The following is a 25852-nucleotide window of genomic DNA, read 5'->3' on the forward strand; positions in this document are numbered from 1 at the left end:
GACTTCGTGCTCGGGGCCTGGGGAGCTCTTCACCCCCCGGCTACCGCCCGTCGGCTGGATGTCCACCTGCCGCTGCGGCAGGTGCAGGCGCAGCGCGCCGCCATGCTCGGGCAACCAGGCATCGTTGAGGTAGAGAACCGCGGAGACGGTGCGTGCGTCGTCGTCGCGGAAACGATCGACATGCTTCTGGTAATAGGCGCCCGGCGGGTACAGCGCGAAGTGGCACTCGAAATCCTCGAGGCCGAGGAACAGCGAGGCGTTGAGCGCCTGGCGCAAGCTGTCCATCACCCCCAGGTATTCGTCGCAGGCCACGGATTCTCCGGGCTCCAGCCATTGCGTGAGGTCGCCGCGGATGCCTTCGCGGATCACCTGGCCGTCGCCGCGGCCGATCGCCGCCGGGGTCAGGTCGCCCGCGACCGCACGGATGCGGCACTCTTCGGCCAGTCTGGTGGTCAGACGCTCAGGCATGAAGATGCTCTGGTGCGACCAGCCCTGGTCGACCAGTTCATCGACGATGCGATGCAGGAGTGGATGATTGACGTTGATGTGCATTGTCCATTGTAGCGTGCCGCCCCGGTGTCTCGACAAGCGGTCCGCCGCATGTCGACAATAGCGCCCCATGGACGGCACCACCCGAACGACGAGGCTTTCGCCGCCAAAGGAGTATCAATGCGCGCTTTGCTCGCCTTCGCTTTACTGCTGGTTGGTCTGCCCGCCCTGGCCGACCCTTATCAACGCCTGTACCAGGCCGCTGGCTGGCCCGACCAGCGCGCGCATTTCAGCGATGCCCTGGACGCGGCGCAGAAGCGCTACCAGGACAAGCTGCCACCCGCGCTCTACCAGACCCTGGTGGACAACAGCAATCGCCGCTTCGCCCCGGCCGAAGTCGACCAGCGCGCCCTCAACGGCCTGCGCGAGAACCTGCCGGACAGCGCCAGCCCGCTGAATTTCTTCGAGTCGCCGCTGGGACGCAAGGTGGTCGCCGCCGAGGTGCTCGCCACCCGCCGCGACCAGTTGCTCCAGCACAGCAACGGCCTGCCGCGGCAGACCGCCAGCGAGCCACGCCGGGCCCTGGTCAAGCGCCTGGCCCAGGTCCTTCCGGCCCGAGAGGCCGGTGCGGAAGTCAGCCTGGCCCTGGCCGGGGTCGCCGCCGACAGCCTCAGCCAGATGCTTCCGGGCCTCCCCGGCCTGCTTGGCGGCGGACAGACCGGCCAGTTGCTGGAAGGCCAGCGCCAGCGCCTGGTACAGCAGATCGGCGCGGACCTGGAGAACACCCTGCTGTATGTCTACCGCGATCTCTCCGACGCGGAACTCACCCAGTACGTGAACTTCGCCGAGTCGCCGGCCGGCCGCAGCTACTACCAGGCGGCCCTGGCCGCGCTGAAAGCCGGCCTGGCGGTGGACCAGGCGGTCGCCCCCTGATCGCCGCGGGGCCTGGAATTCAGGCCCCCAGCGCGTCGCTCAGGAAATCGAAATAGCGCCGCCGCAGCCCCTCGCTTTCGTTCGCCAGGTGATGGCGCGCCTCTTCCAGCAACAGTATCCGCGGCTCGTCGAATTTCTCCCGCAGCACCTTAAGGCCATGGCGCCAGTCCACCGTCTCGTCGGACTCGCCCTGCACCACCAGGGGGCTCAGGGCACGCCGAGGCGCCCGCTCGATGCGCGGCACCCAGCGGGTCAGCGCGCCGACCCAGGCGGTCGGCAGGGTGCGTGGCTGCAACGGATCGTGCTCGCGGAGGAAGTCGAGGAACTGCGGATCGCTGGAGTTCTCCGAGAAGCGCCGCGGGATCGAGTCGACGAAGGGGCTCAGCAGGCGGTAGCTGAGCTTCGACCAGCCCCAGGCGCGCGGGCGCACCAGCGGCGCCAGGAGAATCGTCTCGCCCAGCTCGGGACGTTCGCCGCCGTGCAGCAGGTAGTCCAGCAGGATCGCCCCACCGGTGCTTTGTCCGCAGAGGTGCCAGGGCGCCGCCAGGTCGAGTTCGGCAGCCTGGCCCAGCAGGCCCTTGAACACCGCCTGGTATTCGGCGAAGTCGCGGATGCTGGCCCGCTCGCCTTCGGACAGGCCATGCCCCGGCAGGTCGCAGGCGAGCACCGAGAAGCCCATGCCCAGCGCCCAGTCGACCACGTGCCGATACAGTCCCATGTGGTCGTAATAGCCATGCATCAGCAACAGGCTGCCGCGCGCTTCCGGCAGCAGCCAGGCCTGCACCGCCAGGCGGCGCCCATCGACCGCCATGCTGCCGAGCCGCGCTTGCAGGCGCGGATGGCGGGAGCGCAGGTCCAGGCCGTAGTAGGCCTGGTAGGCGAGGACGGCGGCGTCCGCCTCGGCCGCGGCCAAGGGTCGCAGGTGCTGGCGCAGGTAATCGGGGTTGAAGGCTTCTGACATCGGCGGTTCCGGGCTGCAATCGATTCGTGGCCGGGCCACGGGCGAAACCCAGGGATATTCAGCTGCGCGCGAACACATGGCAAGCTTGGCACCCGTTTTCCGTGTGAATGCCATGACTCCCCGCCGCAAGACGCTCCTCGTCAGCCTGGTCGGCCTGCTCTGGGCCGGCGGCCTGCTCGCCGCCTACTGGTGGTTCGAGATCCGCTACATCCGCCCGTTCAGCGAGCAGACCACCCTGTTCTCCGGCGACAGCCTGCGCCTGCCGGCCGAGCTGGCCGGGCCGGGGCCGATCCGCCTGGTGCATTTCTGGGACCCGGCCTGCCCCTGCAACGTCGGCAACCAGCAGCACCTCGGCGAGCTGATCGAACGCTTCGCCGGCAAGGGCGTGGAGTTCCATGTCCTGCAGAAGCCTGGCAGCCAGGGCCGCCTGCCGGACAACCTGGCCGCCCTGCGCCCCCTCGCCGGTCTGCCCGGTTCCGAGCAGTTGCCGGCCAGCCCGGCCGTGGCGATCTGGGACCGCGACGGCCGCCTGGCCTACTTCGGCCCCTATAGCGAGGGCGCGGTATGCACCTCCAGCAACAGCTTCATCGAACCGATCCTCGAAGCGCTGCTGCAGGGACGTCCGGTGGATGCCACCCATACCCTCGCCGTGGGTTGCTACTGCCCCTGGACCCCGGAAAAAGGCTGACCTGGCTCAACACCGGGCCTTCCGGAGGGGGCGCCGGACGGCGTAGCGGCTACACTGCCCGGGTCGGCCCACGAGGGGCCGTTGCCGAACCAAGGAGTCGCTGCATGTCCCTACGTCCCACCCTCGCCCTGCTCGCCCTCGTCAGCCTGCCGCTGATGGCCGCCCAGAACGACCCTCAGCCCAGCAGCAAGGAACTGATGAAGGAGCACCAGGCGCAGATCCAGAACGACCTGGCCGACGTCGACTACAAGCGCAAGCGCATCGTCGAGGCCAACATGAACCTCACCGACCAGGAAGGCGAGAAGTTCTGGCCGATCTACAACACCTACCGCACCGAGTCGGACAAGCTCAGCAAGGAAACCCTCAAGCTCCTGCTCGACTACGCCCAGGCCTACAACAGCGGCAACGTCAGCGACGACCAGGCGAGCACGCTGATCGAGCGTGTCGACGACCTCCAGGAGGACCGTCTGGAACTGCGCGACAAGTACGTCAAGCGCATCGCCAAGAACGTCTCGCCCAAGCGCGCCATGCGCTTCCTGCAGATCGAGATCCAGCTCGACGCCATCGCCACCCTGGAGATCGGCCGTCAGGTACCGCTGGTCGAGTAACCCTCTTCCCGCTTCGCCAGCCGCGCCCTGTATTGCTCCGGGGGCGCGGCGTGCCAGCGGCGAAAGGCCCGGTAGAACGGCGACAGCTCGGCGAACCCGCAAGCCTTGGCCACCTCGCGGATGGCGCGACCGGCCAACAGCATCTCGCTCGCCCGCTGCCGGCGAACCTCATCGCGAACCTGCCGGAAACTCGCTCCGCCAGCGGCCAGCGCACGCTGCAAGGCGCCGCTGCCAAGGCCCAGCTCCGCCGCGCACTGGCGCAAGCCATAGCCCTCCCCGAGGCGCAGCTCGATCAGGTAGCGCACGCGATTGAGCAAGCGGTTCTCGCTGAGTTCGCGGGTCTGTTCTTCCGCGTGGCGGGTCAGCACGCCATGCATGTCCGGATTGGCGTTGCGCGAAGGACGCCGCAGCAAGGCGGCGGAAAACACCAGGGCATCGTGCGGCCGCGAGAACAGCGGCAGCCTGCCGAACAACCGGCGGTGTTCGCCCAGCCGCGGCGGGGCTCGGTGGCGGAACTCGATGCGCTCGGCGACGAACTCGTCGTCGCTGATCAGCGCCAGCAGCTTGAGGAACAGCAGCATCAGGCATTCGATCTGCTGGCGCAGCGAGGCATAGCCCAGGTAGTTGATGTCGAGGATCAGCCTTGCCGTTTCCCCTTCGACCTCGAGGCGCGCGGCGAAACCGCCGGAGAGAATGTGCTGGAAACGCACGAAGCTGCGCAGCGCCTCCTCCAGGTCGCGCGCGGACAGCAGCAGGTAGCCGACCACATCGAGCAGGCGCGGCTTCATTGCCTCGCCCAGGTGCAGGCCGATGTCGGCATCGCCGGTCACCGCCGCCAGCTCGCTCCAGAACAACGGGGCGTTGTCATGCACCAGGCGGCCGCCCAGGGTCGGCGGCGGCAGCGGGATACGCCGGTAGACGCTGCGGTAGACGCGGGTGGGGTCGAGCCCGAGGGCGTCCAGGGCTTCATACAACAGACGCCGCAACGTGGCGGAATGGGTCAGGGGGCTGGTAGACGGGTCGTCCTGCATGGCGGCTCCTCGCGATTGACCAAAGATTTCCAGGGTCCGAGCCTTCGGTCAATGCCGCGGGCCGGCGGCATCCGCAGAATGCTCGGCACTACAACAAGGAGAAAGGATCGATGAAACGCACCCTGACCGTGATCGCCGTGGCGGTCGCCGCCGCGGCTGCCGGCGGCGCCTGGTACCTCCATGCCAAGCAGCCGCTCCGCAACGGCTCGCTCGCCCTGGCCCACCTGCAGGCGCCGGTCGACGTGCGCTACGACGAGCGCGGGGTTCCGCACCTGTACGCGCAGAACCAGACCGACCTCTACCGCGCCCTCGGCTACGTGCACGCCCAGGACCGCCTGTTCCAGATGGAAATGCTGCGGCGCCTGGCGCGCGGCGAGCTGGCCGAAGTGCTCGGACCCAAGCTGGTGGATACCGACCGTCTGTTCCGCACCCTGCGCATCCGCGACCACGCCGCCGAATACAGCGCCCGCCAGGACAAGCAGTCGCAGCCCTGGAAGGTGCTGGAGGCCTACCTGGACGGGGTCAACCAGTTCCAGGAAAACAACCCGGCGCCGCTCGAATTCGACCTGCTGGGCATACCCAGGCGTCCCTTCACCCCCGAAGACACCCTGAGCATCGCCGGCTACATGGCCTACAGCTTCGCCGCCGCCTTCCGCACCGAGCCGGTGCTGACCTACATCCGCGACGAACTGGGCAGCGACTACCTGCGCATCTTCGATCTCGACTGGCATCCGCAGGGCGTGCTGACGCCCTCCGGCGCACTGGGCGCCGGCGACTGGAAGGACCTTGGCGCCCTCGCCCGTCTCAGCCAGCAGGCCCTGGAGGACGCCGGCCTGCCGCAGTTCGAGGGCAGCAACGCCTGGGTCGTCGCCGGCAGCCGCACCGCCAGCGGCAAGCCCCTGCTGGCCGGCGACCCGCATATCCGCTTCGCCGCGCCGGCGGTATGGTACGAGGCCCAGCTGAGCGCGCCCGGCTTCGAACTCTATGGCCACCACCAGGCGCTCAACCCCTTCGCCTCGCTGGGCCACAACCGCGCGTTCGGCTGGAGCCTGACGATGTTCCAGAACGACGACCTCGACCTGGTCGCCGAGAAGGTCAACCCGGACAACCCCAACCAGGTCTGGTACCAGGGCAAATGGGTCGACCTGCAGAGCGAGGAGCAGGAAATCGCGGTCAAGGGCGCCGCCCCAGTGAAGCTCACCCTGCGCCGCTCGCCCCACGGTCCGATCGTCAACGACGCGCTCGGCGCCAGCTCCGGCAAGACCCCGATCGCCATGTGGTGGGCTTTCCTCGAGACCGAGAACCCGGTGCTCGACGCCTTCTACCAGCTGAATCGCGCCGATACCCTGGCCAAGGCCCGCGCGGCGGCCTCGAAGATCCATTCGCCAGGACTCAACCTGGTCTGGGCCAATGCCGCCGGCGATATCGGCTGGTGGGCCTCGGCGGCCCTGCCGAAGCGGCCGGAGGGAGTGAACCCGAGCTTCATCCTCGACGGCAGCAAGGGCGAGGCGGACAAGTCCGGCTTCTATCCGTTCGCCGACAACCCGCAGGAGGAAAACCCGGCGCGCGGCTACATCGTCTCCGCCAACTTCCAGCCGGTCCCGGCCAATGGCCGGCCGATTCCCGGCTACTACAACCTGGCGGACCGCGGCCAGTGGCTGGATACCCAACTGGCCGACCGCGGCACCAAATGGAACCTGGACAACAGCCGCGCGCTGCAACTCGGCAATCGCACCGGCTACGCGCCGCGCCTGCTCGCACCCTTGCTGCCGGTCCTGCGCGAGGTGGTCGACGACGCCGAAGGCAAGCGCCTGGTCGAGCAACTGGCGGCCTGGAAGGGCGACTACCCGGTCGACTCGACCGCCGCCACGCTGTTCAACCAGTTGCTGTTCCAGATTGCCGAGGGCGCCTTGCACGACGAACTGGGCGATGCCTTCTTCGACAGCCTGATCGCCACCCGCGCCATCGACAGCGCGCTGCCTCGGCTGGCTGCCGACGCCGACTCGCCCTGGTGGGACGACCGCCGCACAGAGCGCCGGGAAACCCGCGCGGATATCGTCAGGACCGCCTGGAACGCCTCCCTCGCGCATCTGCGCGGCACCCTCGGCAACGACCCGTCCGGCTGGCTGTGGGGCAAGGCGCATACCCTGACCCACGAGCACGCCCTGGGCCAGCAAGCGCTGCTCAAGCGCCTTCTCAACGTCGGTCCGTTCGCCGCCCCCGGCACCCACGAGGTACCGAACAATCTGTCGGCGAAGATCGGCCCGGCCCCCTGGGCGGTCACCTACGGTCCATCGACCCGGCGCCTGGTGGACTTCGCCGACCCGACCCACAGCCTCGGCATCAACCCGGTCGGGCAGAGCGGCGTGCCCTTCGACGGCCACTACGACGACCAGGCCGAGGCCTACATCGAGGGCCACTACCTGCCGCAGCACTACGAGGAAAACGAGGTGAAGGCGAACAGCAAGGGCGTGCTGGTGCTGGAACCGAAGCGCTGAGCCGGCCGGCGTGGGGTCGGGCGAGTAGCCGCATGGTGGTTGTCCGCCGGATACAACGGGGTATCGGCGGATAACGCCTCGGGCGTCGCCCTACGGAGCGTAGCCAGGCATTTCCCGCCACCGACGCGCCAATGAAAAAGGCCACCCGCAGGTGGCCTTTTCTTTTCGGCGGAGGGCTCAGGCCGGGGTCGGCGAGCCTTTCTGCCAGTCGGTCGCGGTCTCTTCCATCGCCTGCTGGATCGCCCGGCGACGCCGCTCCTCGGCCTGGCGGGTGAAGTACCAGGCGAAGAAGGTGAACAGCGAAACGCTCAGCAGGATCAGGCTGGCCACCGCGTTGATCTCCGGCTTCACGCCCAGGCGTACCGCCGAGAACACTTCCATCGGCAAGGTGGTCGAGCCGGGTCCGGAGACGAAGCTGGCCAGTACCAGGTCGTCCAGCGACAGGGCGAAGGACATCATGCCGCCCGCCGCCAGCGAGGGCGCGATCATCGGGATGGTGATCAGCAGGAACACCTTCCAGGGCTTGGCGCCCAGGTCCATCGCCGCTTCCTCGATCGACAGGTCGAGTTCACGCAGGCGCGCCGACACCACCACCGCCACGTAGGACGAGCAGAAGCTGGTGTGGGCGATCCAGATGGTCACGATACCCCGCTCCTGCGGCCAGCCGATCAGTTGCGCCATGGCCACGAACAACAGCAGCAGCGACAGGCCGGTGATCACTTCCGGCATCACCAGCGGCGCGGTGACCATGCCGCCGAACAGCGTACGACCGCGGAAGCGCGGGATGCGGGTGAGGACGAAGGCCGCCAGGGTGCCGAGGAGCACCGAGGAGAACGCCGTATAGAAGGCGATCTCCAGGGAGCGTCCGACCGAACTGACCAGTTGGGTGTTGTCCAGCAGGCCGACGTACCACTTCACCGACCAGCCGCCCCACACCGTCACCAGCTTGGAGGCGTTGAACGAATAGATCACCAGGATCAGCATCGGCAGGTAGATGAAGAGCAGGCCGACGATCAGCATGACGTTGGAGAAATTCCAGCGCTTCATACCTTGCCCTCCAGTTCTTTGGCCACGCTTCTGGATGGAGAGCCTGTTGAACGGGATACGGAGCGGGATACGCTGTGCTGGCTCATACCTTGCCCTCCAGTTCTTTGGCCTGGTTCTTGTTGAACAGGATGATCGGGATGATCAGGATCGCCAGCATCACCACCGCCAGGGCGGACGCCACCGGCCAGTCGCGGTTGTTGAAGAACTCCTGCCAGAGCACCTTGCCGATCATCAGGGTCTCGGGGCCGCCGAGCAGTTCCGGGATGACGAACTCGCCCACCGCCGGGATGAACACCAGCATGCAGCCGGCGATGATGCCGTTCTTCGACAGCGGCACGGTGATCTTCCAGAAGCTGGTGAAGTTACGCGCGCCCAGGTCGGAAGCGGCCTCCAGCAGGCTCGGGTCGTGCTTCACCAGGTTGGCGTAGAGCGGCAGGATCATGAACGGCAGGTAGGAATAGACGATGCCGATGTACACCGCGATGTTGGTATTGAGGATGGTCAGCGGCTCGCTGATGAGCCCCAGCCCCATCAGTACGCTGTTGAGCAGGCCGTTGTTGGAAAGGATGCCCATCCAGGCATAGACCCGGATCAGGATCGCCGTCCAGGTCGGCATCATGATCAGCAGCAGCAGGACGGTCTGCGAGGACTGGCTGGAGCGGGCGATGGCGTAGGCCATCGGGTAGCCCACCAGCAGGCAGATCAGGGTACTGATGAAGGCCATCTTCAGCGAGCCGAGGTAGGCATCGATGTAGAGCGGGTCATCGGTCAGCATCAGGTAGTTGCCGAGGTTGAGGAGCACCTGCAACTGCTGGTCCGCGTAGGCGAAGATCTCGGTGTAGGGCGGGATGGCCACGTCCGCTTCCGCCAGGCTGATCTTCAGCACGATGGCGAAGGGCAGCAGGAAGAACAGGAAGAGCCACAGGAACGGCACCCCGATGACCGCATGCCGCCCGGTGGGCATGCGCTTTTTCAGGCTGTTGGCGAATTTCATGACTGCAGTACCACGCCGCTGTCGTCGTACCAGCTGATGTACACCGACTGGTCCCAGGTCGGCCGGGCGACGTGGCGCTCGGCGTTGGCCATGAAGGCCTGGACGATCATCCCGGAGGCCAGCTTGATGTAGTACACCGAGTGGCCGCCAAGGTAGGCGATGTCGTAGACGGTGCCCTGGGCCCAGTTGTGCCCGGCGTGTTCCAGGTTGTCCGGCTTCTGCGCGCTGATCATCACCTTCTCCGGCCGCAGCGCGTAGGTGATGCGCTTGTCCTCGGCGCGGGTGCTGATGCCGTGGCCGATGTAGATCGGGTTCTCCAGCTGCGAGCAGGCGATCACCGCATGGTCCTGCACGTCCTCCACCAGCACGCCGTCGAACAGGTTGACGTTGCCGATGAACTCACAGACCAGGCGGCTCGCCGGGGTCTCGTAGATGTCCATCGGGCTGCCGATCTGCTCGATGCAGCCCAGGTGCATGATGGCGATGCGCTGGGCCATGGTCATGGCCTCTTCCTGGTCGTGGGTCACCATCACGCAGGTCACGCCGACGCGCTCGATGATCTCCACCAGTTCCAGTTGCATCTGCGAGCGCAGCTTCTTGTCCAGCGCGCCCATCGGCTCGTCGAGCAGCAGCAGCTTCGGCCGCTTGGCCAGCGAACGGGCCAGGGCCACCCGCTGGCGCTGGCCGCCGGAGAGCTGGTGCGGCTTGCGCTTGGCGTACTGGGTCATGTGCACCAGCTTGAGCATCTCGGCCACGCGCTCGTCGATCTCGGCCTTGGGCAGGCCGTCCTGCTTGAGGCCGAAGGCGATGTTCTGCGCCACGCTCATGTGCGGGAACAGCGCATAGGACTGGAACATCATGTTGATCGGTCGCTCGTAGGGCGGCAGGTCGGTGATGTCCTGGCCATCGAGGAAGATCCGCCCCTCGGTGGGCCGCTCGAAACCGGCGAGCATGCGCAACAGGGTGGATTTACCCGAGCCGGAGCCGCCGAGCAGGGCGAAGATCTCGCCCTTGTTGATGGTCAGGGACACGGTGTCCACCGCCAGCGTCTCGTCGAACTGCTTGGTTACCCGGTCGATCTTTACCAGCACCTCTTTCGGCTGCTGGTTGCCCTCTAGGGCTTTCTTGTAGGCACCGGAGGCTATCGCCATTACCACAACTCCCAAGTCGTTGAGCCCGGTCACGCTACCGGGCGGAATTTGAACTTATTTGCCGGTCTTGATCCGGGTCCAGGTACGGGTCTGCAGGCGCAGCACCTTGGCCGGCAACACGGCGGAAACGTAGAGCTTGTCGAGCACGGCCTGCGGCGGATACACCTCCTCGCTGTCGCTGACGCTCTTGTCCATCAGCGGGCGGGCCCCCGGTATCGCGTTGGCGTAGCCGACGTAGTCGCTGACCTTGGCGATCACCTCCGGACGCAGCAGGTAGTCGATGAACGCATAGGCGTTATCGGCGGCCTTGGCATCGGCGGGAATCGCCATCAGGTCGAACCACAGGTTGGCGCCTTCCTTGGGAATCACGTACTGGATGTCGATGCCCTTGCCGGCCTCTTCGGCGCGGGCAGCGGCCTGGAAGACGTCCCCGGAATAGCCGAAGGCGACGCAGATGTTGCCGTTGGCCAGGTCGGAGATGTACTTGGAGGAGTGGAAGTAGCTGACGTAGGGGCGAACCTTGGTCAGGACTTCCTCGGCCTTCTTGTAGTCCTTCGGGTCGTGGGTGTTGGGGTCCAGCCCCAGGTAGTTGAGGGCGGCGGGCAGCATCTCGTCGCCGCTGTCCATGAAGGCCACGCCGCACTTGGCGAGCTTCTTCATGTTCTCCGGCTCGAAGAGGATGGCCCAGGAGTCGATCGGCTGGTCGCCGAGGACTTCCTTGACCTTGGCCACGTTGTAGCCGATGCCGTTGGTGCCCCACAGGTAGGGAACTGCGTACTGGTTGCCCGGGTCGCTGACCTCCAGTTGCTTGAGCAGCGCCGGATCGAGGTTCTTCCAGTTCGGCAGCTTGCTCTTGTCCAGCTTCTGGAAGGCACCGGCCTGGATCTGCTTGCCGAGGAAGTTGTTCGACGGCACCACGATGTCGTAACCGGAGTGGCCGGAGACCAGCTTGCCCTCGAGGGTCTCGTTGGAGTCGAAGACGTCGTAGCTGACGTCGATCCCGCTCTCCTTGGTGAAGTCCTTGAGGGTGGTGGGAGCGATGTAATCGGTCCAGTTATAGATGTGCAGGCTCTTCTTCTCCGCCTGCACGGGGCCCGCGATCGCCGTAGCCAGAGCGGCTACCAGCAGTGTCTTGCCAATGGAATGTTGCATGTCCGACTCCTGTTCCGGGCCTTTTCACGGCAGCACCCTGCCTGTTCGACCCGTGTTCTTCAAGTGCCGATGTAAGCCCAGATCACTCGGGTTTCATGACAACCCGACGATTCCGCCGGGAAACATGAGTGAGCTGGGTTCCCTACCGGCGTGTTGGTTTCAGGTTTTCCGGGCCCTCGGCCCCGGTGCGAGCGACACGACCGGCCCCGGCGCGGCAGATTGGCGCAGCGCCCATGGCAGCGTCTTCGTCGTCGATACTGCGTCCGGTCGTCGGGCCCCCAGGAGGAAGCGTCTGGACGAACGGGCAAAAGAGTCGAACCTCTTCGCAGGGGAGCGTGGCCGGAGGAAACCCGGCCGCGTTCCGGTTCTCTCGTGCCGGAGCGCCGGCGGCTTCAGGCGCCGCCGGGCTCCTCGCGGATCACTTGCCGGACTTGATCTTGGTCCAGCTGCGGGTCATCGCCCGCTGGGTCTTGGCCGGCAGGTCGGGGAAGGTATACAGCTTCTTCATGACCTCTTCGCTCGGGTAGATGCCCGGGTCGTTGCGGATCGCCTCGGACACCAGCGGGGTGGCCGCCGCGTTGCCGTTGGGGAACTGAACCACGTCGGTGATCTCGGCCATGATTTCCGGCTTCATCAGGAAGTTGACGAAGGCCAGGGCGCCCTCGGTGTTCTCGGCGTCCTTGGGAATGGCGACCATGTCGAAGAAGCTGCCGGCGCCTTCCTTGGGAATGTTGTACTTGACGGTGACCTTGTTCTTCGCCTCTTCGGCGCGGGATTTGGCCTGGTAGATGTCGCCGGAGTAGCCGATGGCGACGCAGATGTTGCCGTTGGCCAGGTCGGAAATGTACTTCGACGAGTGGAAGTAGGTGACGTAGGGACGGATCTTCAGGAACAGCTCTTCGGCCGCCTTGAGTTCCTTGGGATTGTCGGTGTCCGGCTTGTAGCCGAGATAGTGCAGGGCCGCCGGGAGGATCTCGGTCGGCGAGTCGAGGAAGCTGACGCCGCACTGCTTCAGCTTCTGGATGTTCTCCGGCTTGAATACCAGGTCCCAGGAATCCACCGGCGCGTTGTCGCCGAAGGCCGCCTTGACCTTGTCCGGGTTGTAGCCGATGCCGATGGTGCCCCACATGTAGGGAATCGCATGCTCGTTGCCCGGGTCGCTGACTTCCAGGGTGTGCATCAGGTCCTTGTTCAGGTTCTTCCAGTTCGGCAGCTTGGACTTGTCGAGTTTCTGGTAGACCCCGGCCTTGATCTGCTTGGCGAGGAAGGAGTTGGACGGCACCACCACGTCGTACCCGGACTTGCCCGCCAGCAACTTGGCTTCCAGCACTTCGTTGCTGTCGTAGACGTCGTAGACGACCTTGATCCCGGTTTCCTTGGTGAACTTCTCCAGGGTGTCCGGCGCGATGTAGTCGGACCAGTTGTAGACGTGCAGTACCTTGTTGTCCGCAGCCTGCGCCATACCGGCCACAGAGCCCGCCAAGGTCAGGGCGAGCAGGGTCTTACCGAAACGTTTCATCATGCGGGGTAGCTCCATTTTTGTTGAAGTATCCGGGCGGTGGCGCAACCGATCGCGTCACCACCCGGTGAGCCTGGCCAACGCACTGGCGCAGTCTGGCAAAAGTCCGCTCAGGGACTCAAGCCAAGACGGCGGCGGCGGTCTGATCGAGGCACTTGCGCGCCAGGGTGATCAACTCATCGATCTGCGACGGATCGATCACCAGCGGCGGCGAGATAATCATAGTGTCGCCCACCGCGCGCATGATCAAACCGTTGCGGAAACAATGTTCCCGGCACAGCATCCCGACGCCCTTGTCGGTGAAACGCTCGCGGGTCTTCTTGTTCTTGACCAGCTCCAGGGCGGCGACCATGCCGACCCCGCGCGCTTCGCCCACCAACGGGTGGTCGGCCAGCTCCTGCCAGCGTTTCTGCAAATACGGTGCCGTTTCCGCCTTCACCTTCTCGATGATCTTCTCTTCGCGCAGGATGCGGATGTTCTCCAGGGCCACGGCGGCCGCCACCGGGTGACCGGAATAGGTGAAGCCGTGGTAGAACTCGCCGCCCTGGTTGAGCACTTCGACGATCTCGTCGCGCACCACCACCCCGCCCATGGGGATGTAGCCGGAGGTGAGGCCCTTGGCGATCGGCATCAGGTCCGGGGCGTTGCCGTAGTACTGGCTGCCGAACCACTCGCCGGTACGGCCGAAGCCGCAGATCACTTCGTCGGCGATGAACAGGATGTCGTACTTGGCGAGGATCTCGCGGATCTTCGGCCAGTAGGTGTCCGGCGGGACGATCACGCCGCCGGCGCCCTGGATCGGCTCGGCGATGAAGGCGGCGACGTTTTCCTCGCCCACTTCGAGAATCTTCTTCTCCAGCTGCTCGGCGGCCCAGACGCCGAATTCGTCCGGCGACATGTCGCCGCCCTCGCCGTACCAGTAGGGCTGGGCGATGTGGACGATGCCCGGGATGGGGAAATCACCCTGCTCATGCAACGCCTTCATGCCGCCCAGGCTGACGCCGGCGACGGTGGAGCCGTGGTAGCCGTTCCAGCGGCCGATCACCACTTTCTTCTGCGGCTGGCCCTTGGTCGCCCAATAGTGACGGACCATGCGCAGCACGGTGTCGTTGGCCTCGGAGCCGGAGCCGGTGAAGAACACGTGGTTCATGCCTTCCGGAGCGACGTCGGCGATCGCCTTGGCCAGCTCGACCACCGGCGGGTGGGCGGTCTGGAAGAACAGGTTGTAGAACGGCAACTCGCGCATCTGCCGGGTGGCGGCCTGGACCAGCTCCTCGCGGCCGTAGCCGACGTTGACGCACCAGAGGCCGGCCATCGCATCGAGGATCTTGTTGCCCTCGCTGTCCCAGATATAGACGCCTTCGGCCTTGGTGATGATCCGCGCGCCCTTCTCGTTCAACTGCTTGTAGTCGGTGAACGGCGGCAGATGGTGGTCGCGGCTCAACGCCTGCCACTCACGGGTCTTGGCGTTGGTGATTTGGCTGTTCATGTCACACCTCTTCTATTCAAGACTGTCCGGGAGCGGCGGACCACGCCGGCCGCCCCCGTCAGGATCAAACGGAAAGCAGGAGGAATTCCCGCTCCCAGGAGCTGATTACCCGCTTGAAATTCTCGTGCTCCGCACGCTTCACCGCGACGTAGCCGCTGATGAACTTGCTGCCGAGATACTGCTCGAGGGGCTTGCAGTTCTCCATGCGCTCCAGCGCCGCTTCGATCGTCAGCGGCAGGCGCAGGTTACGGCGTTCATAGCCGCGACCTTTGACCTGGGCGCTCGGCTTGATGCCTTCGACCATGCCGATGTAGCCGCACAGCAGGCTGGCAGCCAGCGCCAGGTAAGGGTTGGCGTCGGCGCCGGCGAGACGGTTCTCGACCCGGCGGTTCTCCGGGCTGGAATCCGGCACGCGCAGGCCGACGGTACGGTTCTCTTCGCCCCACTCGACGTTCACCGGCGCCGAGGTATCGGGCAGGAAGCGGCGGAACGAGTTCACGTTAGGCGCGAACAGCGGCAGCACTTCCGGGATGAACTTCTGCAGGCCGCCGATATGGTGCAGGAACAGCTCGCTCATGGTGCCGTCGGCATTGGAGAAGATGTTCTTGCCGGTCTTCACGTCGACGATGCTCTGGTGCAGGTGCATCGCGCTGCCCGGCTCGCCGGTCATCGGCTTGGCCATGAAGGTCGCGGCGACGTTGTGCTTGAGCGCGGCCTCGCGCATGGTGCGCTTGAACACCAGAATCTGGTCGGCCAGGTCGAGGGCGTCGCCATGACGGAAGTTGATCTCCATCTGCGCGGTGCCTTCCTCGTGGATCAGCGTATCCAGGTCAAGGCCCTGGGCCTCGCACCAGTCGTACATGTCCTCAAACAGCGGGTCGAACTCGTTGGCGGCGTCGATGGAGAACGACTGGCGCCCGGTTTCCTGGCGTCCGGAGCGGCCCACCGGGGCCTGCAGCGGATAGTCGGGGTCGTCGCTGCGCTTGGTCAGGTAGAACTCCATCTCTGGCGCCACGATCGGCCGCCAGCCCTTGTCGGCATACATCTTCAACACGCGCTTGAGGATGTTGCGCGGCGACAGCTCGATGGGATTGCCGAGCTTGTCGAAGGTGTCGTGGATCACCATCGCGGTGGGCTCGATGGCCCAGGGGACGAGGAACACGGCATTCTCGTCCGGGCGGCAGACCATATCGATGTCGGCCGGGTCGAGCAGGTCGTAGTAAATGTCGTCTTCCACGTAGTCGCCGGTGACGGTCTGCAGCAGAACGCTCTCCGGCAGGCGCATGCCCTTTTCCGCGATGAATTTGTTGGTCGGCGAGATCTTGCCGCGGGCGATGCCTGTCAGATCGGAAATCAGGCATTCCACTTCGGTGATCTTGCGTTCCTTCAGCCAGCTGGTCAGCTGGTCTAACTTGGTAGTCATAAAGACCTCAGGGTTGAGAGTCCGGCCCCAACAGCCGGACTCAACGTTGCCCCGCCCTCTTGCTGCAGGCCTTACCGAAAGCCTGGAAGATAGCGAGATAGTTGGGGTTCGTCAGAACCTGCCACTCCGGGTGCCATTGCACACCAAGAGCGAAGGCTTTTGCACCTTCTACGGAGATGGCTTCGACCAACCCGTCAGGCGCCAGTGCTTCTACTCGAAGGCCCGGCGCCAGACGATCAACGCCCTGGCCATGGATGGAATTGACCTGGAACTCGCTCGGCAAGCCGATACCGGCGAGCACTCCGCCCGGCTGCACATGCATGGCATGGCGCGGCGCGTACTGAACCTCGAGCGGCTGGTCGGCCGGCTCGCGGTGGTCCATGAAGGTTCCGACCTCGTGCACCTTCTGGTGCAGGCTGCCGCCGAAAGCCACGTTCATTTCCTGGAAACCGCGGCAGATGCCGAGGACCGGAATGCCGGCGTCGATGGCGGCGCGGACCAGCGGCAGCGTGGTGGCGTCGCGGTCGGAGTCGTGGAGGGTGCCGGGCTCGCTCGCCGGTCCACTATAATGACGGGGCTCGACGTTCGACGGCGAGCCAGTGAAGAGCAAGCCGTCGACGCTGTCCAGCAGGGCTGCCTGGTCGATCGACTCGCCCAGCGCAGGAATGATCAGCGGGAGACCGCCAGCGCCGTTGACGACGGCACGCAGATATTTGTCGCCGGCAATGTGGTAGGGATGAAGACCGATCTGCTTGGTGCAGGCGGTGACGCCGATTAACGGCAGGCGAGACATGAGACACCCGTTGTTTGTAGATGTTATGGGGTTTGACCGAGCTTAGCGTTGTTCATTTTTTTACACAATAGGCCTGTAAAAAATTGAACACGCACTCCTGAACACCCTTCGACGCGAGGTTTTTTTCGGCTTTTCGTCCGGCGAAAATGCCCTGAAAACGGCCTCAACGCCCCACAAGAGGGCGTTTTTGGCGGCTATTGACATCCCACAGGCTTTCGGATTGACTCATAGCCTACCCCCCGCATGATTGAAATTTTTAACAAAAAAGGTGTTGCATCATGTCGGTACCCCAGCGTGCCGTTCAGCTCACTGAACCGAGCGAGTTCCTCAAGGAACATCCCGAGGTCCAGTTCGTCGACCTCCTTATTGCAGACATGAATGGCGTGGTTCGCGGCAAGCGGATCGAACGCAACAGTCTGAACAAAGTCTTCGAAAAAGGTATCAATCTCCCCGCTTCCCTGTTCGCCCTCGATATCACCGGCTCCACCGTAGAGAGTACCGGCCTGGGTCTCGACATCGGCGACGCCGACCGGATCTGCTACCCGATCCCCGGCACCCTCTCCATGGAACCCTGGCAGAAGCGCCCGACCGCGCAGTTGCTGATGACCATGCACGAACTGGAAGGCGAGCCGTTCTTCGCCGACCCCCGCGAAGTCCTGCGCCAGGTGGTGGCCAGGTTCACCGAGATGGAACTGACCATCGTCGCCGCCTTCGAGCTGGAGTTCTACCTGATCGACCAGGAGAACGTGAACGGCCGGCCGCAACCGCCGCGCTCGCCGATCTCCGGCAAACGTCCGCAGTCGGTGCAGGTGTACTCCATCGACGACCTCGACGAATACGTCGAGTGCCTCCAGGACATCATCGACGGCGCCCGCGCCCAGGGCATCCCGGCCGACGCCATCGTCGCCGAATCCGCACCGGCGCAGTTCGAGGTCAACCTCAACCACGTCAACGACGCCCTCAAGGCCTGCGACCATGCGGTGCTGCTCAAGCGCCTGGTCAAGAACATCGCCTACGACCACGAGATGGACACCACCTTCATGGCCAAGCCCTATCCGGGCCAGGCCGGGAACGGACTGCACGTGCATATCTCGCTGCTCGACAAGCACGGCAACAACATCTTCACCAGCGAGGATCCCGAGCAGAACGCCGCATTGCGCCATGCGATCGGCGGTGTGCTCGAGACCCTGCCGGCCTCCATGGCCTTCCTCTGCCCGAACGTCAACTCCTACCGCCGCTTCGGTTCGCAGTTCTACGTGCCGAACGCGCCGAGCTGGGGCCTGGACAACCGCACCGTGGCCCTGCGCGTGCCCACCGGCAGCCCGGACGCGGTGCGCCTGGAGCACCGCGTGGCCGGCGCCGACGCCAACCCCTACCTGCTGCTGGCCTCGGTGCTGGCCGGCGTCCACCACGGCCTGACCAACCAGGTCGAGCCGGGCGCGCCGATCGAAGGCAACTCCTACGAACAGATGGAGCCGAGCCTGCCGAACAACCTGCGCGACGCCCTGCGTGAGCTGGACGAAAGCGAGATCATGGCGAAGTACATCGACCCGAAGTACATCGACATCTTCGTCGCCTGCAAGGAAAGCGAGCTGGAGGAGTTCGAGCACTCGATCTCCGACCTCGAGTACAACTGGTACCTGCATACCGTCTGAGGTAGCGGTATCGGCGCGCCGGCTCCGGGCCGGCGCCGTACGCAGCGAAATCCGGGGCGGTTTCGCAGACACTCAACGCGGGGGCGTCTGTGTCTGGGAAACCGCCCCGGTCCTTTTCTCGGAACCGGGAAATGTGCGCCACGGCACAGCCTGCCGCCACGCCTCCCGCCAGACTCGATGCTGGCCTGCATCAATGCCGCTGCCGCGTGGCTCCGGCACCATCGTCCGCTCCGTTCCGTCCAGCGAGAAGATTCCATGCCCCGCCTTTCCGTCCTGCTGTTCCTCGCCCTCGCGCCCTGGCTGGCCCAGGCCGAGGAGACCCTGCGCGTCTACAACTGGAACGACTACATCGACCCGCAGGTGCTCGAGTCCTTCCAGAAGGACACCGGCATCCGCGTCGAGTACCACACCTTCGCCACCGCCGAGGAACTGGACAAGGCGCTGCGCAGTGGCGAGGCGATCGACGTCGCCGTCCCCTCCCACGACACCCTGCCGGCCCTGCTGAAGGACAACCTGCTGCGGCCGCTGGACTTCACCCAGCTGCCCAACCGCAGCCATCTCGACCGTCAATTGCTGAGCAAACTGGCCGCGGTCGACCCTGACAACCGCCACGCCGTCCCCTATCTATGGGGTGCCGTAGGCCTGGCCATCAACACCCCGCAGGCCGAAGCCGCCTATGGCGGGCCGCTGCCCAACAGCTGGAGCCTGCTGTTCGACGCCAGCCAGAGCCAGCGCCTGAAAAGCTGCGGCATCAGCCTGCTGGACGCGCCGGACGAAACCCTGGCGATCCTCCTCAACTACCAGGGCCGCAACCTCGGTCGTACCGCTCCGAGCCAGGTACGCCGCGCCGCCGAGGCGCTGCACGGACTGCGACCGAACCTGCGCTACGTCGACAGCGAGCGCTACATCGCCGACCTCGAAGGCGGTCGCCTCTGCCTGGCCATGGCCTGGGTCGGCGACGCCCTGCGCGCGGCCAAGGCGGGCCAGCCGGTAAGGTTCGAGGTACCGCAGGAAGGCTCGGTGCTGTTCATCGACAACCTGGTGATTCCGGCCAGCGCCCAGCATCCACGACAGGCGCACCGTTTCATCGACTACCTGATGCAACCGAAGATCGCCGCACAGATCACCGCCGCCACCCTCTACCCCAGCGGCAACGCCGACGCCGCCGGCTTCCTCGATCCCGCCCTGCGCCAGCAACCCGGCCTGTATCCGGACCGCGACACCAGCCGCCGCCTGTTCGCCCTGGAAACGCCGCCGGAAAAACTCCGGCCGGTGGTCGACGAGATCTGGAAGGCCTTCCGCGGCGCCAGCCACTGAGCGGCTTGCCCCGGTCGCGTGAGCTGGCGTCCAATAGCCGCTCACGCCCGGAGACCCGCCACATGCAGCCCACCTCGCCCACCCGCAAGCCCCGCGCCAGCAGCCAGGCCCGGATCGCCGCGATCCTCGACGCCGCCCGCGGCCTGCTCGCCGACGAAGGCATCGGCGGCCTGTCCATCTACAGCGTGGCCGAACGCGCGGAAATGCCACCATCGTCGGTCTACCACTTCTTCCCCAGCGTGCCGGCCCTGCTCCAGGGGCTGACCGGCGAGGTCCACGCTGCCTTCCGCGCGTGCCTCGAACAGCCGGTGGACCATGCAGGCCTGCGCTGCTGGCGCGACCTGTCGCGGATCGTCGAGGAGCGCATGCTGGCGGTCTACGCCCGCGACGCGGCGGCCCGCCAACTGATTCTCGCCAGCCACGGCCTGGCCGAAGTCACCCAGGCCGATCGCCAGCATGACGTGCAACTCGGCCAGGCCATGCGTGCCCTGTTCGAGCGGCATTTCCTGCTGCCACCGCTGCCGACCGATATCGAGATCTTCAGCCTGGCCATGGAGCTAGGCGATCGCGTCTACGCATTGTCGGTACAGCGTCACGGGATCATCGACGCACGCCTGGCGGAAGAAGGCATGCGGGTGTTCGACGCCTACCTGGGGCTCTACCTGCCGCCGATCCTGGAAAAGCGTAGCGAACCATTAGCCGGATTTATATCCGATTTAAATCGATAGAAAATCCATAAAATCCTCTTAAACCGCTTCACAGTCCGATTTTTATCGGATATAAATCCGCCCATCACTCGATCGGGCGCGACACCCCGTTCCCGCCCGCCCGACCCACAACCGGCCGCCGCCAAGCCCGGCAGCCATCCGAGCCAGCACACGAGGTGCTCCATGACCCGCAACGTCACCGTCGCCGCCACCCAGATGGCCTGCTCCTGGGATCGTCCGGCGAACATCGCCCGCGCCGAGAAACTGGTGCGCCAGGCCGCCGCCAGGGGTGCGCAGATCATCCTGATCCAGGAACTGTTCGAGACCCCCTACTTCTGCCAGAAGCCGAACCCGGACTACCTGCAGCTGGCCACCACGGTCGAGGAGAACGCCGCCATCGCCCACTTCCAGGCCCTCGCCCGGGAGTTGCAGGTGGTATTGCCGATCAGCTTCTTCGAACGCGCCGGGCGCGCCCGCTTCAACAGCATCGCGGTCATCGACGCCGATGGCGGCAACCTCGGGGTCTACCGCAAGAGCCACATCCCGGACGGCCCGGGCTACCACGAGAAGTACTACTTCAATCCGGGCGACACCGGCTTCAAGGTCTGGCAGACCCGCTACGCACGGATCGGCGTCGGTATCTGCTGGGACCAGTGGTTCCCCGAATCGGCGCGCAGCATGGCCTTGCTCGGCGCGGAACTCCTGTTCTACCCGACCGCCATCGGTAGCGAACCGCACGACGCCAGCATCAGCTCGCGCGATCACTGGCAGCGCGTGCAGCAAGGCCATGCCGGAGCCAACCTGATGCCGCTGGTGGCTTCCAACCGCATCGGCCGCGAGGAGCAGGATGGCTACGACATCACCTTCTATGGTTCTTCGTTCATCGCCGACCCGTTCGGCGAGAAAGTCGAGGAGCTGAACCGCACCGAGGAAGGTATCCTTGTCCACACCTTCGACCTCGATGCGCTGGAGCGCACCCGCAGCGCCTGGGGCGTGTTCCGCGACCGCCGGCCGAACCTCTACGGTCCGCTGAAGACCCTGGACGGTTCGCTGGAGTCCTGAGGCCTCGGGAAACGATCCGCGCGGGGACGCCCCGCGCATTCCGCGCCGGCGTCCGCCGCGCATAGCAACGATTTCAGGAGCAGCGATGAGCAACCCGACCAGCACCCCACGCGCCGACGGCTTCCGCATGCCCGCCGAATGGGAACCCCACGAGCAGACCTGGATGGTCTGGCCGGAACGCCCGGACAACTGGCGCAACGGCGGCAAGCCGGCCCAGGCGGCCTTCGCCGCGGTGGCCAAGGCCATCGCGCGCTTCGAGCCGGTCACCGTCTGCGCCAGCGCCGGGCAGTACGAGAACGCGCGCGCACGCCTCGACGACGGCAACATCCGCGTCGTGGAAATCAGCAGCGACGATGCCTGGGTCCGCGACACCGGCCCGACCTTCGTCATCGACGACAAGGGCGATGTACGCGGCGTCGACTGGGGCTTCAACGCCTGGGGCGGCTTCGAAGGCGGCCTGTACTTCCCCTGGCAGCGCGACGACCAGGTGGCACGCAAGATCCTCGAGATCGAACGGCGCGCCCGCTACCGCACCGACGACTTCGTCCTCGAGGGCGGCTCGATCCACGTCGACGGCGAAGGCACGCTGATCACCACCGAGGAATGCCTGCTCAACCACAACCGCAACCCGCACCTGAGCCAGGCGGAGATCGAGCGGACCCTGCGCGACTACCTTGCGGTGGAGAGCATCATCTGGCTGCCGAACGGCCTCTACAACGACGAGACCGACGGCCACGTCGACAACTTCTGCTGCTACGTGCGTCCCGGCGAGGTGCTGCTGGCCTGGACCGACGACCAGGACGACCCGAACTACCTGCGCTGCCAGGCCGCCCTCCGCGTGCTGGAAGAAAGCCGCGACGCCAAGGGACGCAAGCTGGTGGTACACAAGATGCCGATCCCCGGCCCGCTGTACGCGACCCAGGAAGAGTGCGACGGCGTGGATATCGTCGAGGGCAGCCAGCCGCGCGATCCCTCCATTCGCCTGGCCGGCTCCTACGTGAACTTCCTGATCGTCAACGGCGGCATCATCGCGCCGAGCTTCGACGATCCCAAGGACGCCGAGGCCAGGGCGATCCTCCAGCGCGTGTTCCCCGAGCACGAGGTGGTGATGGTCCCGGGGCGCGAGATCCTCCTCGGCGGCGGCAACATCCATTGCATCACCCAGCAGCAACCGGCGCCGCGCAAGGCCTGACGGGCATCCCGCAGGGCGGATGGCCAGCCGCGGCGCTGTTCGCCCTGGCCGGCCCGGCACGCCGAGTGGCGCCGTGAATGAAAAAAGCCCGCGTCCTCCTGGAGGCCGCGGGCTTTTTCCTGTCCGGCCGGAGCTTACAGCAGCGGCAGGGTGTAGCTGACGATCAGGCGGTTCTCGTCCTGGTCGCGCTGGTTGTTGCTCGAACCGGCAGCCGGCAGGCCGCTGCGGAAGGAGGCGTTCTTCCAGGTGAAGCCCAGGCCCTTGAAGGTGCCGTCCGGGATCACGTAGGCCAGGGAGATATCGCGTTCCCACTCGCTCTGGTCGCCGCGGGCGGTCTTGATCTTGTCGCCGCTCAGGTAAATGGTGTTGAAGGTCAGGCCCGGCACGCCGACGGTGGCGAAGTCGTAGCCGTAGCGGACCTGCCAGGTGCGCTCGCCGGCACGCTGGAACTTGCCGATCTGCACGTCGGTGATCAGGTACGCGGTAGAACCTTCGCCATCGCCACGGTTCAGGAACGGGAAGTCACTGTCGCCGTTGAGGATCTGGTAGCCGGCGCCGATGCTGTGGCCGCTGACGGTATAGGTGAAGAGGCCGCTGAAGGCGCGGTTGTCGACTTCGCCCTTGGTCACGCCGCTGCCGTAGTAGCCGCTGCTGACGTAGCCGTCGGCACGGCCGGAACGGCTGCCGTTCTTGCCGTCGGAGCTGCTGTCGAAGGCGCGCAGGTCGGTCTTCAGGACGCCCGGGCCAATCTGCCAGTTGTGGATCAGGCCGAGGAAGTGCTGCTTGTAGAAGTCGTCCAGGTTGCCGTAGTAGTACTGCAGGGTCAGGTCCTTGTTGACCTTGTAGTCGCCACCCGCGTAGTAGAACTTGTTGCTGTCGCGCGAACTGGCGCTGCTGCCGTTGGCGCCGGCGATGCTCAGGCTGCGGTTGTCGGTGGAGTTACGGCCCTTGGAGTGCTCCAGTTGGCCGGCAACCAGGGTGAAGTCCTTGAGGTCGGTCGAGGTGACCTGGCCGCCCTCGAAGGTGACCGGCAGCAGGCGGCCGTCGTTGTAGGTGACCACCGGCAGCTTCGGCTGCAGGGTGCCGTAGCGGAACTCGGTGTTGGACACCTTGGCCTTGGCGGTCAGGCCCAGGCTGGCGAAGTCGTGCACCGGCTCGCCGTTGCTTTCCAGCGGGAACACGGTGCCCGGCTGGCGGTCCAGGCCGCTCTTGCCGGCACGGCCGCCGCCGTCCAGGCGCACGCCGAGCAGGCCCAGCGCGTCGACGCCGAAGCCGACGGTGCCCTGGGTGAAGCCCGACTGGTAATTCAGGATGAAGCCCTGGCCCCACTCTTCCTGCTTGCTCGGCGAGGCGGTGCCATTGCGGTTGTCGGTATTGATGTAGAAGTTGCGCAGGGTCAGCGATGCCTTGCTGTCCTCGATGAAACCGGCGGCGACCGCCTGTTGCGCCAGGGCACCGAGGGTACCGGCAGTGATGGCCAGGGCCAGTCGTGACTTGTTGATCTTGCGACTCTTCATTGGTCTTTTCCCCATTGGTATTGCTAATTGTCTTCCGGTCGGGGGAAGTGGAACGCGTGGGCCCGACCGGTCGTTGAAACACTGAGCGCCGTACCATCCCGGAAGATGGCGCGCGCGAAACTCGGCATTCGATGGATCAGGAAACGGCGCAACCCGCGACGATGGAACGACGGGGCAGGCAAGCAGGCAGGGAGGCAGCGAACGGAAGCGTGTGCATGGGCGTACTCGTGTCTTGTTATTGTGCGGCGGGTGTCTCGACCCACCGCCAGTGAAGGCAATTTGTAAGCCAATCTTTCCATCGGGCTCCGCCTTCGCGTCCTCTCGGGCTTCCTGCCCTTCTCCCGGCTGACGGGCCGAAGGGTGTCGGCAGAAAACCGCCTATTACAGCTTCCTTTCTGGCGAGTTACCGCCACGTTTCAGAAATCGTTATTTCCCGCGCTTTATAGCGCGTGGGTAATAAACAGTAAAATATCCGCAATAAACCTAAAAAGAATTAATTATTCATATTTAATAGCTTTAAGGAATATTGTACCGCAGCCGCGACCTGCCGGTCGCCTCCCCAAAGAGGTATTCCGTGGCGCCGTCGACAAAACGGAAACGTTTGCCCAGTGGTCAGCCCACGACGATGCAGTCCTTGCCCTGGCGCTTGGCCGAGTACATCGCGGCGTCGGCCCGGCTGTAGAGGGCACCGAGTCCCTCGTCATCGGCCTGGAGGACCGTCAGGCCCTGGCTGACGGTGATCCCGAAGCTGTGCTCGCCCTCCTGGAAGCGCAGGCGTTGCACCTCGCGCTGCAGGCGTTCGCCGATCTGTCGCGCGGTCTGCTCGTCGCAGCCGGGCAGCAGCACGGCGAACTCCTCGCCGCCGATCCGCCCGAACAGGTCGCCACGGCGCAGCGCGGCACTGCCGCTCTGGGCGATACGCTGGAGGACCTGGTCGCCGACCTGGTGGCCGAAGCGGTCGTTGATCTTCTTGAAGTCATCGACGTCCAGCAGCAGGAACGCCAACGGTATCCCCTCGCGGCGACACTCCTTGAAGGCCGCCTCGGCACTGTCGAAGAAATAGCGACGGTTGCTGCTCTGGGTCAGCACGTCGGTGGTGGCCAGCCGTTGCAGCTCGCTCTCCATGTGCTTCTTGTCGGTGATGTCCTCGGCGATGCCCACCACCATCAGCGGCAGTCCCGCCTCGCCCTGGCGGCTGACGAAGCACTTGTCGTTGAGCCAGCGGACCTCGCCGTCGCCACGCACGATGCGGTATTCGCGTTGTTCCACGGCGCCACGTTCGAGCACCTGCAGCAGGCTGCTGTCGGCGTAGTCGAGGTCGTCCGGGTAGATGCTGTTGCGCCATTCCTCGTAGTCCGCCAGCAGCAGCGCCGCGGAACGGCCGAAGATTTTCTCGTAGGCGGGACTGACGTAGACCATTCGCCGGTTCTGCCAGTCGTAGGCCCAGAGCACCGAGTTGACGCTGGCCAGCAAGGCGCTGAAGAGTTGCTCGCGCTCCTTCAGCCGGGCCACTTCGGCACGGCTGTGCAGCAAGGCCAGCGCGGCCTCCTGCGGGTCTTCGGGAATGCCGGTTAGGTCGTCCATGGATCGTCGCTCTGCTCGCGGAACGGGTTCGACCGCCAACTT

Annotated in this window: 22 protein-coding genes; 9 read left to right on the forward strand and 13 right to left on the reverse strand. The window is 65.4% G+C overall.

What is annotated here, in order from left to right; translation table 11 throughout:
* A partial coding sequence (locus FHW81_RS30240; protein ID WP_429481493.1) for a 2OG-Fe(II) oxygenase occupies positions 1-621 on the reverse strand: 621 nt, incomplete at its 3' end.
* 48 nt (positions 622-669) lie between these two features.
* Here FHW81_RS30240 and FHW81_RS30245 point away from each other — a divergent pair.
* Entirely contained in the window at positions 670-1422 is a 753-nt protein-coding gene (locus FHW81_RS30245) for a hypothetical protein (protein WP_003084320.1), read from the forward strand.
* A 19-nt stretch (positions 1423-1441) separates the two neighbouring features.
* On the opposite strand, the gene FHW81_RS30250 is transcribed toward FHW81_RS30245, so the two are convergent.
* Positions 1442-2383 carry an alpha/beta hydrolase gene (locus tag FHW81_RS30250; RefSeq protein WP_003084318.1) on the reverse strand — a complete coding sequence of 314 codons (942 nt, stop codon included), beginning with the start codon at positions 2381-2383 and terminating at the stop codon, positions 1442-1444.
* A 76-nt stretch (positions 2384-2459) separates the two neighbouring features.
* Here FHW81_RS30250 and FHW81_RS30255 point away from each other — a divergent pair, with 76 nt between their 5' ends.
* Entirely contained in the window at positions 2460-3071 is a 612-nt protein-coding gene (locus tag FHW81_RS30255) for a DUF6436 domain-containing protein (RefSeq protein WP_021263265.1), read from the forward strand.
* A gap of 104 nt (positions 3072-3175) precedes the next feature.
* The gene (locus tag FHW81_RS30260; protein WP_003084314.1) at positions 3176-3679 is read left to right on the forward strand and encodes a hypothetical protein; all 504 of its coding nucleotides are present in this window, start codon (positions 3176-3178) and stop codon (positions 3677-3679) included.
* Here the strand turns inward: FHW81_RS30260 and FHW81_RS30265 are convergent.
* Positions 3658-4710, reverse strand: a complete 1053-nt coding sequence (locus FHW81_RS30265; protein ID WP_080911321.1) for an AraC family transcriptional regulator — start codon at positions 4708-4710, stop codon at positions 3658-3660. The two genes, FHW81_RS30260 and FHW81_RS30265, sit on opposite strands and share 22 nt — an antisense overlap.
* A 110-nt stretch (positions 4711-4820) precedes the next feature.
* Here FHW81_RS30265 and hacB point away from each other — a divergent pair, with 110 nt between their 5' ends.
* Positions 4821-7208, forward strand: a complete 2388-nt coding sequence (hacB, locus tag FHW81_RS30270; protein WP_080911320.1) for an N-acylhomoserine lactone acylase HacB — start codon at positions 4821-4823, stop codon at positions 7206-7208.
* 177 nt (positions 7209-7385) lie between these two features.
* Here hacB and FHW81_RS30275 read toward each other — a convergent pair whose 3' ends face one another.
* The 8 genes from FHW81_RS30275 to FHW81_RS30310 all read right to left on the reverse strand — a co-directional run bounded on the left by FHW81_RS30275 (position 7386) and on the right by FHW81_RS30310 (position 16776).
* Entirely contained in the window at positions 7386-8255 is an 870-nt protein-coding gene (locus FHW81_RS30275) for an ABC transporter permease subunit (protein ID WP_003084307.1), read from the reverse strand.
* An 82-nt stretch (positions 8256-8337) separates the two neighbouring features.
* Positions 8338-9219, reverse strand: a complete 882-nt coding sequence (locus tag FHW81_RS30280) for an ABC transporter permease subunit (RefSeq protein WP_003121722.1) — start codon at positions 9217-9219, stop codon at positions 8338-8340.
* A 26-nt stretch (positions 9220-9245) separates the two neighbouring features.
* Positions 9246-10400 carry an ABC transporter ATP-binding protein gene (locus FHW81_RS30285; RefSeq protein ID WP_080911319.1) on the reverse strand — a complete coding sequence of 385 codons (1155 nt, stop codon included), beginning with the start codon at positions 10398-10400 and terminating at the stop codon, positions 9246-9248.
* A gap of 54 nt (positions 10401-10454) precedes the next feature.
* Positions 10455-11552, reverse strand: a complete 1098-nt coding sequence (gene spuE / locus FHW81_RS30290; protein WP_003084301.1) for a spermidine-binding protein SpuE — start codon at positions 11550-11552, stop codon at positions 10455-10457.
* A 418-nt stretch (positions 11553-11970) separates the two neighbouring features.
* Positions 11971-13074, reverse strand: coding sequence for a putrescine-binding protein SpuD (gene spuD / locus FHW81_RS30295; protein WP_003084299.1), 1104 nt, complete (start codon positions 13072-13074; stop codon positions 11971-11973).
* 115 nt (positions 13075-13189) lie between these two features.
* A complete protein-coding gene (gene spuC, locus FHW81_RS30300) occupies positions 13190-14560 on the reverse strand; it encodes a putrescine--pyruvate aminotransferase (RefSeq protein ID WP_003084297.1) in 1371 nt (456 codons plus the stop codon).
* Positions 14561-14624: 64 nt separating this feature from the next.
* Positions 14625-15983, reverse strand: coding sequence for a glutamine synthetase family protein (locus FHW81_RS30305; RefSeq protein ID WP_003084290.1), 1359 nt, complete (start codon positions 15981-15983; stop codon positions 14625-14627).
* A gap of 40 nt (positions 15984-16023) precedes the next feature.
* Positions 16024-16776, reverse strand: coding sequence for a gamma-glutamyl-gamma-aminobutyrate hydrolase family protein (locus FHW81_RS30310; protein WP_003112938.1), 753 nt, complete (start codon positions 16774-16776; stop codon positions 16024-16026).
* Between the two features lie 278 nt (positions 16777-17054).
* Between FHW81_RS30310 and FHW81_RS30315 the strand changes: the two genes are divergently transcribed.
* From FHW81_RS30315 to aguA, 5 genes are all read left to right on the forward strand, one after another.
* Positions 17055-18431 (forward strand): glutamine synthetase family protein, encoded by a 1377-nt coding sequence (locus FHW81_RS30315; RefSeq protein WP_023098344.1) that lies wholly within the window; start codon positions 17055-17057, stop codon positions 18429-18431.
* Positions 18432-18686: 255 nt separating this feature from the next.
* Entirely contained in the window at positions 18687-19748 is a 1062-nt protein-coding gene (locus FHW81_RS30320; protein ID WP_023126885.1) for a polyamine ABC transporter substrate-binding protein, read from the forward strand.
* Positions 19749-19810: 62 nt separating this feature from the next.
* Entirely contained in the window at positions 19811-20476 is a 666-nt protein-coding gene (locus FHW81_RS30325; RefSeq protein ID WP_019725716.1) for a TetR/AcrR family transcriptional regulator, read from the forward strand.
* A gap of 162 nt (positions 20477-20638) precedes the next feature.
* Positions 20639-21517 (forward strand): N-carbamoylputrescine amidase, encoded by an 879-nt coding sequence (aguB, locus tag FHW81_RS30330; protein ID WP_003111119.1) that lies wholly within the window; start codon positions 20639-20641, stop codon positions 21515-21517.
* 85 nt (positions 21518-21602) lie between these two features.
* Positions 21603-22709, forward strand: coding sequence for an agmatine deiminase (gene aguA / locus FHW81_RS30335; protein ID WP_003118139.1), 1107 nt, complete (start codon positions 21603-21605; stop codon positions 22707-22709).
* Between the two features lie 134 nt (positions 22710-22843).
* Here the strand turns inward: aguA and FHW81_RS30340 are convergent, their stop codons facing one another.
* Both FHW81_RS30340 and FHW81_RS30345 read right to left on the reverse strand, forming a co-directional pair.
* A complete protein-coding gene (locus FHW81_RS30340; RefSeq protein WP_003084265.1) occupies positions 22844-24226 on the reverse strand; it encodes an OprD family porin in 1383 nt (460 codons plus the stop codon).
* A gap of 612 nt (positions 24227-24838) precedes the next feature.
* Complete coding sequence (locus FHW81_RS30345; RefSeq protein WP_003104500.1) at positions 24839-25810, reverse strand: GGDEF domain-containing protein; 972 nt, start codon at positions 25808-25810, stop codon at positions 24839-24841.
* Between the last annotated feature and the right edge of the window lie 42 nt (positions 25811-25852).

The sequence above is a fragment of the Pseudomonas sp. RC10-4-2 genome (assembly GCF_050433085.1).
Taxonomy (GTDB): Bacteria; Pseudomonadota; Gammaproteobacteria; order Pseudomonadales; family Pseudomonadaceae; genus Pseudomonas; species Pseudomonas aeruginosa.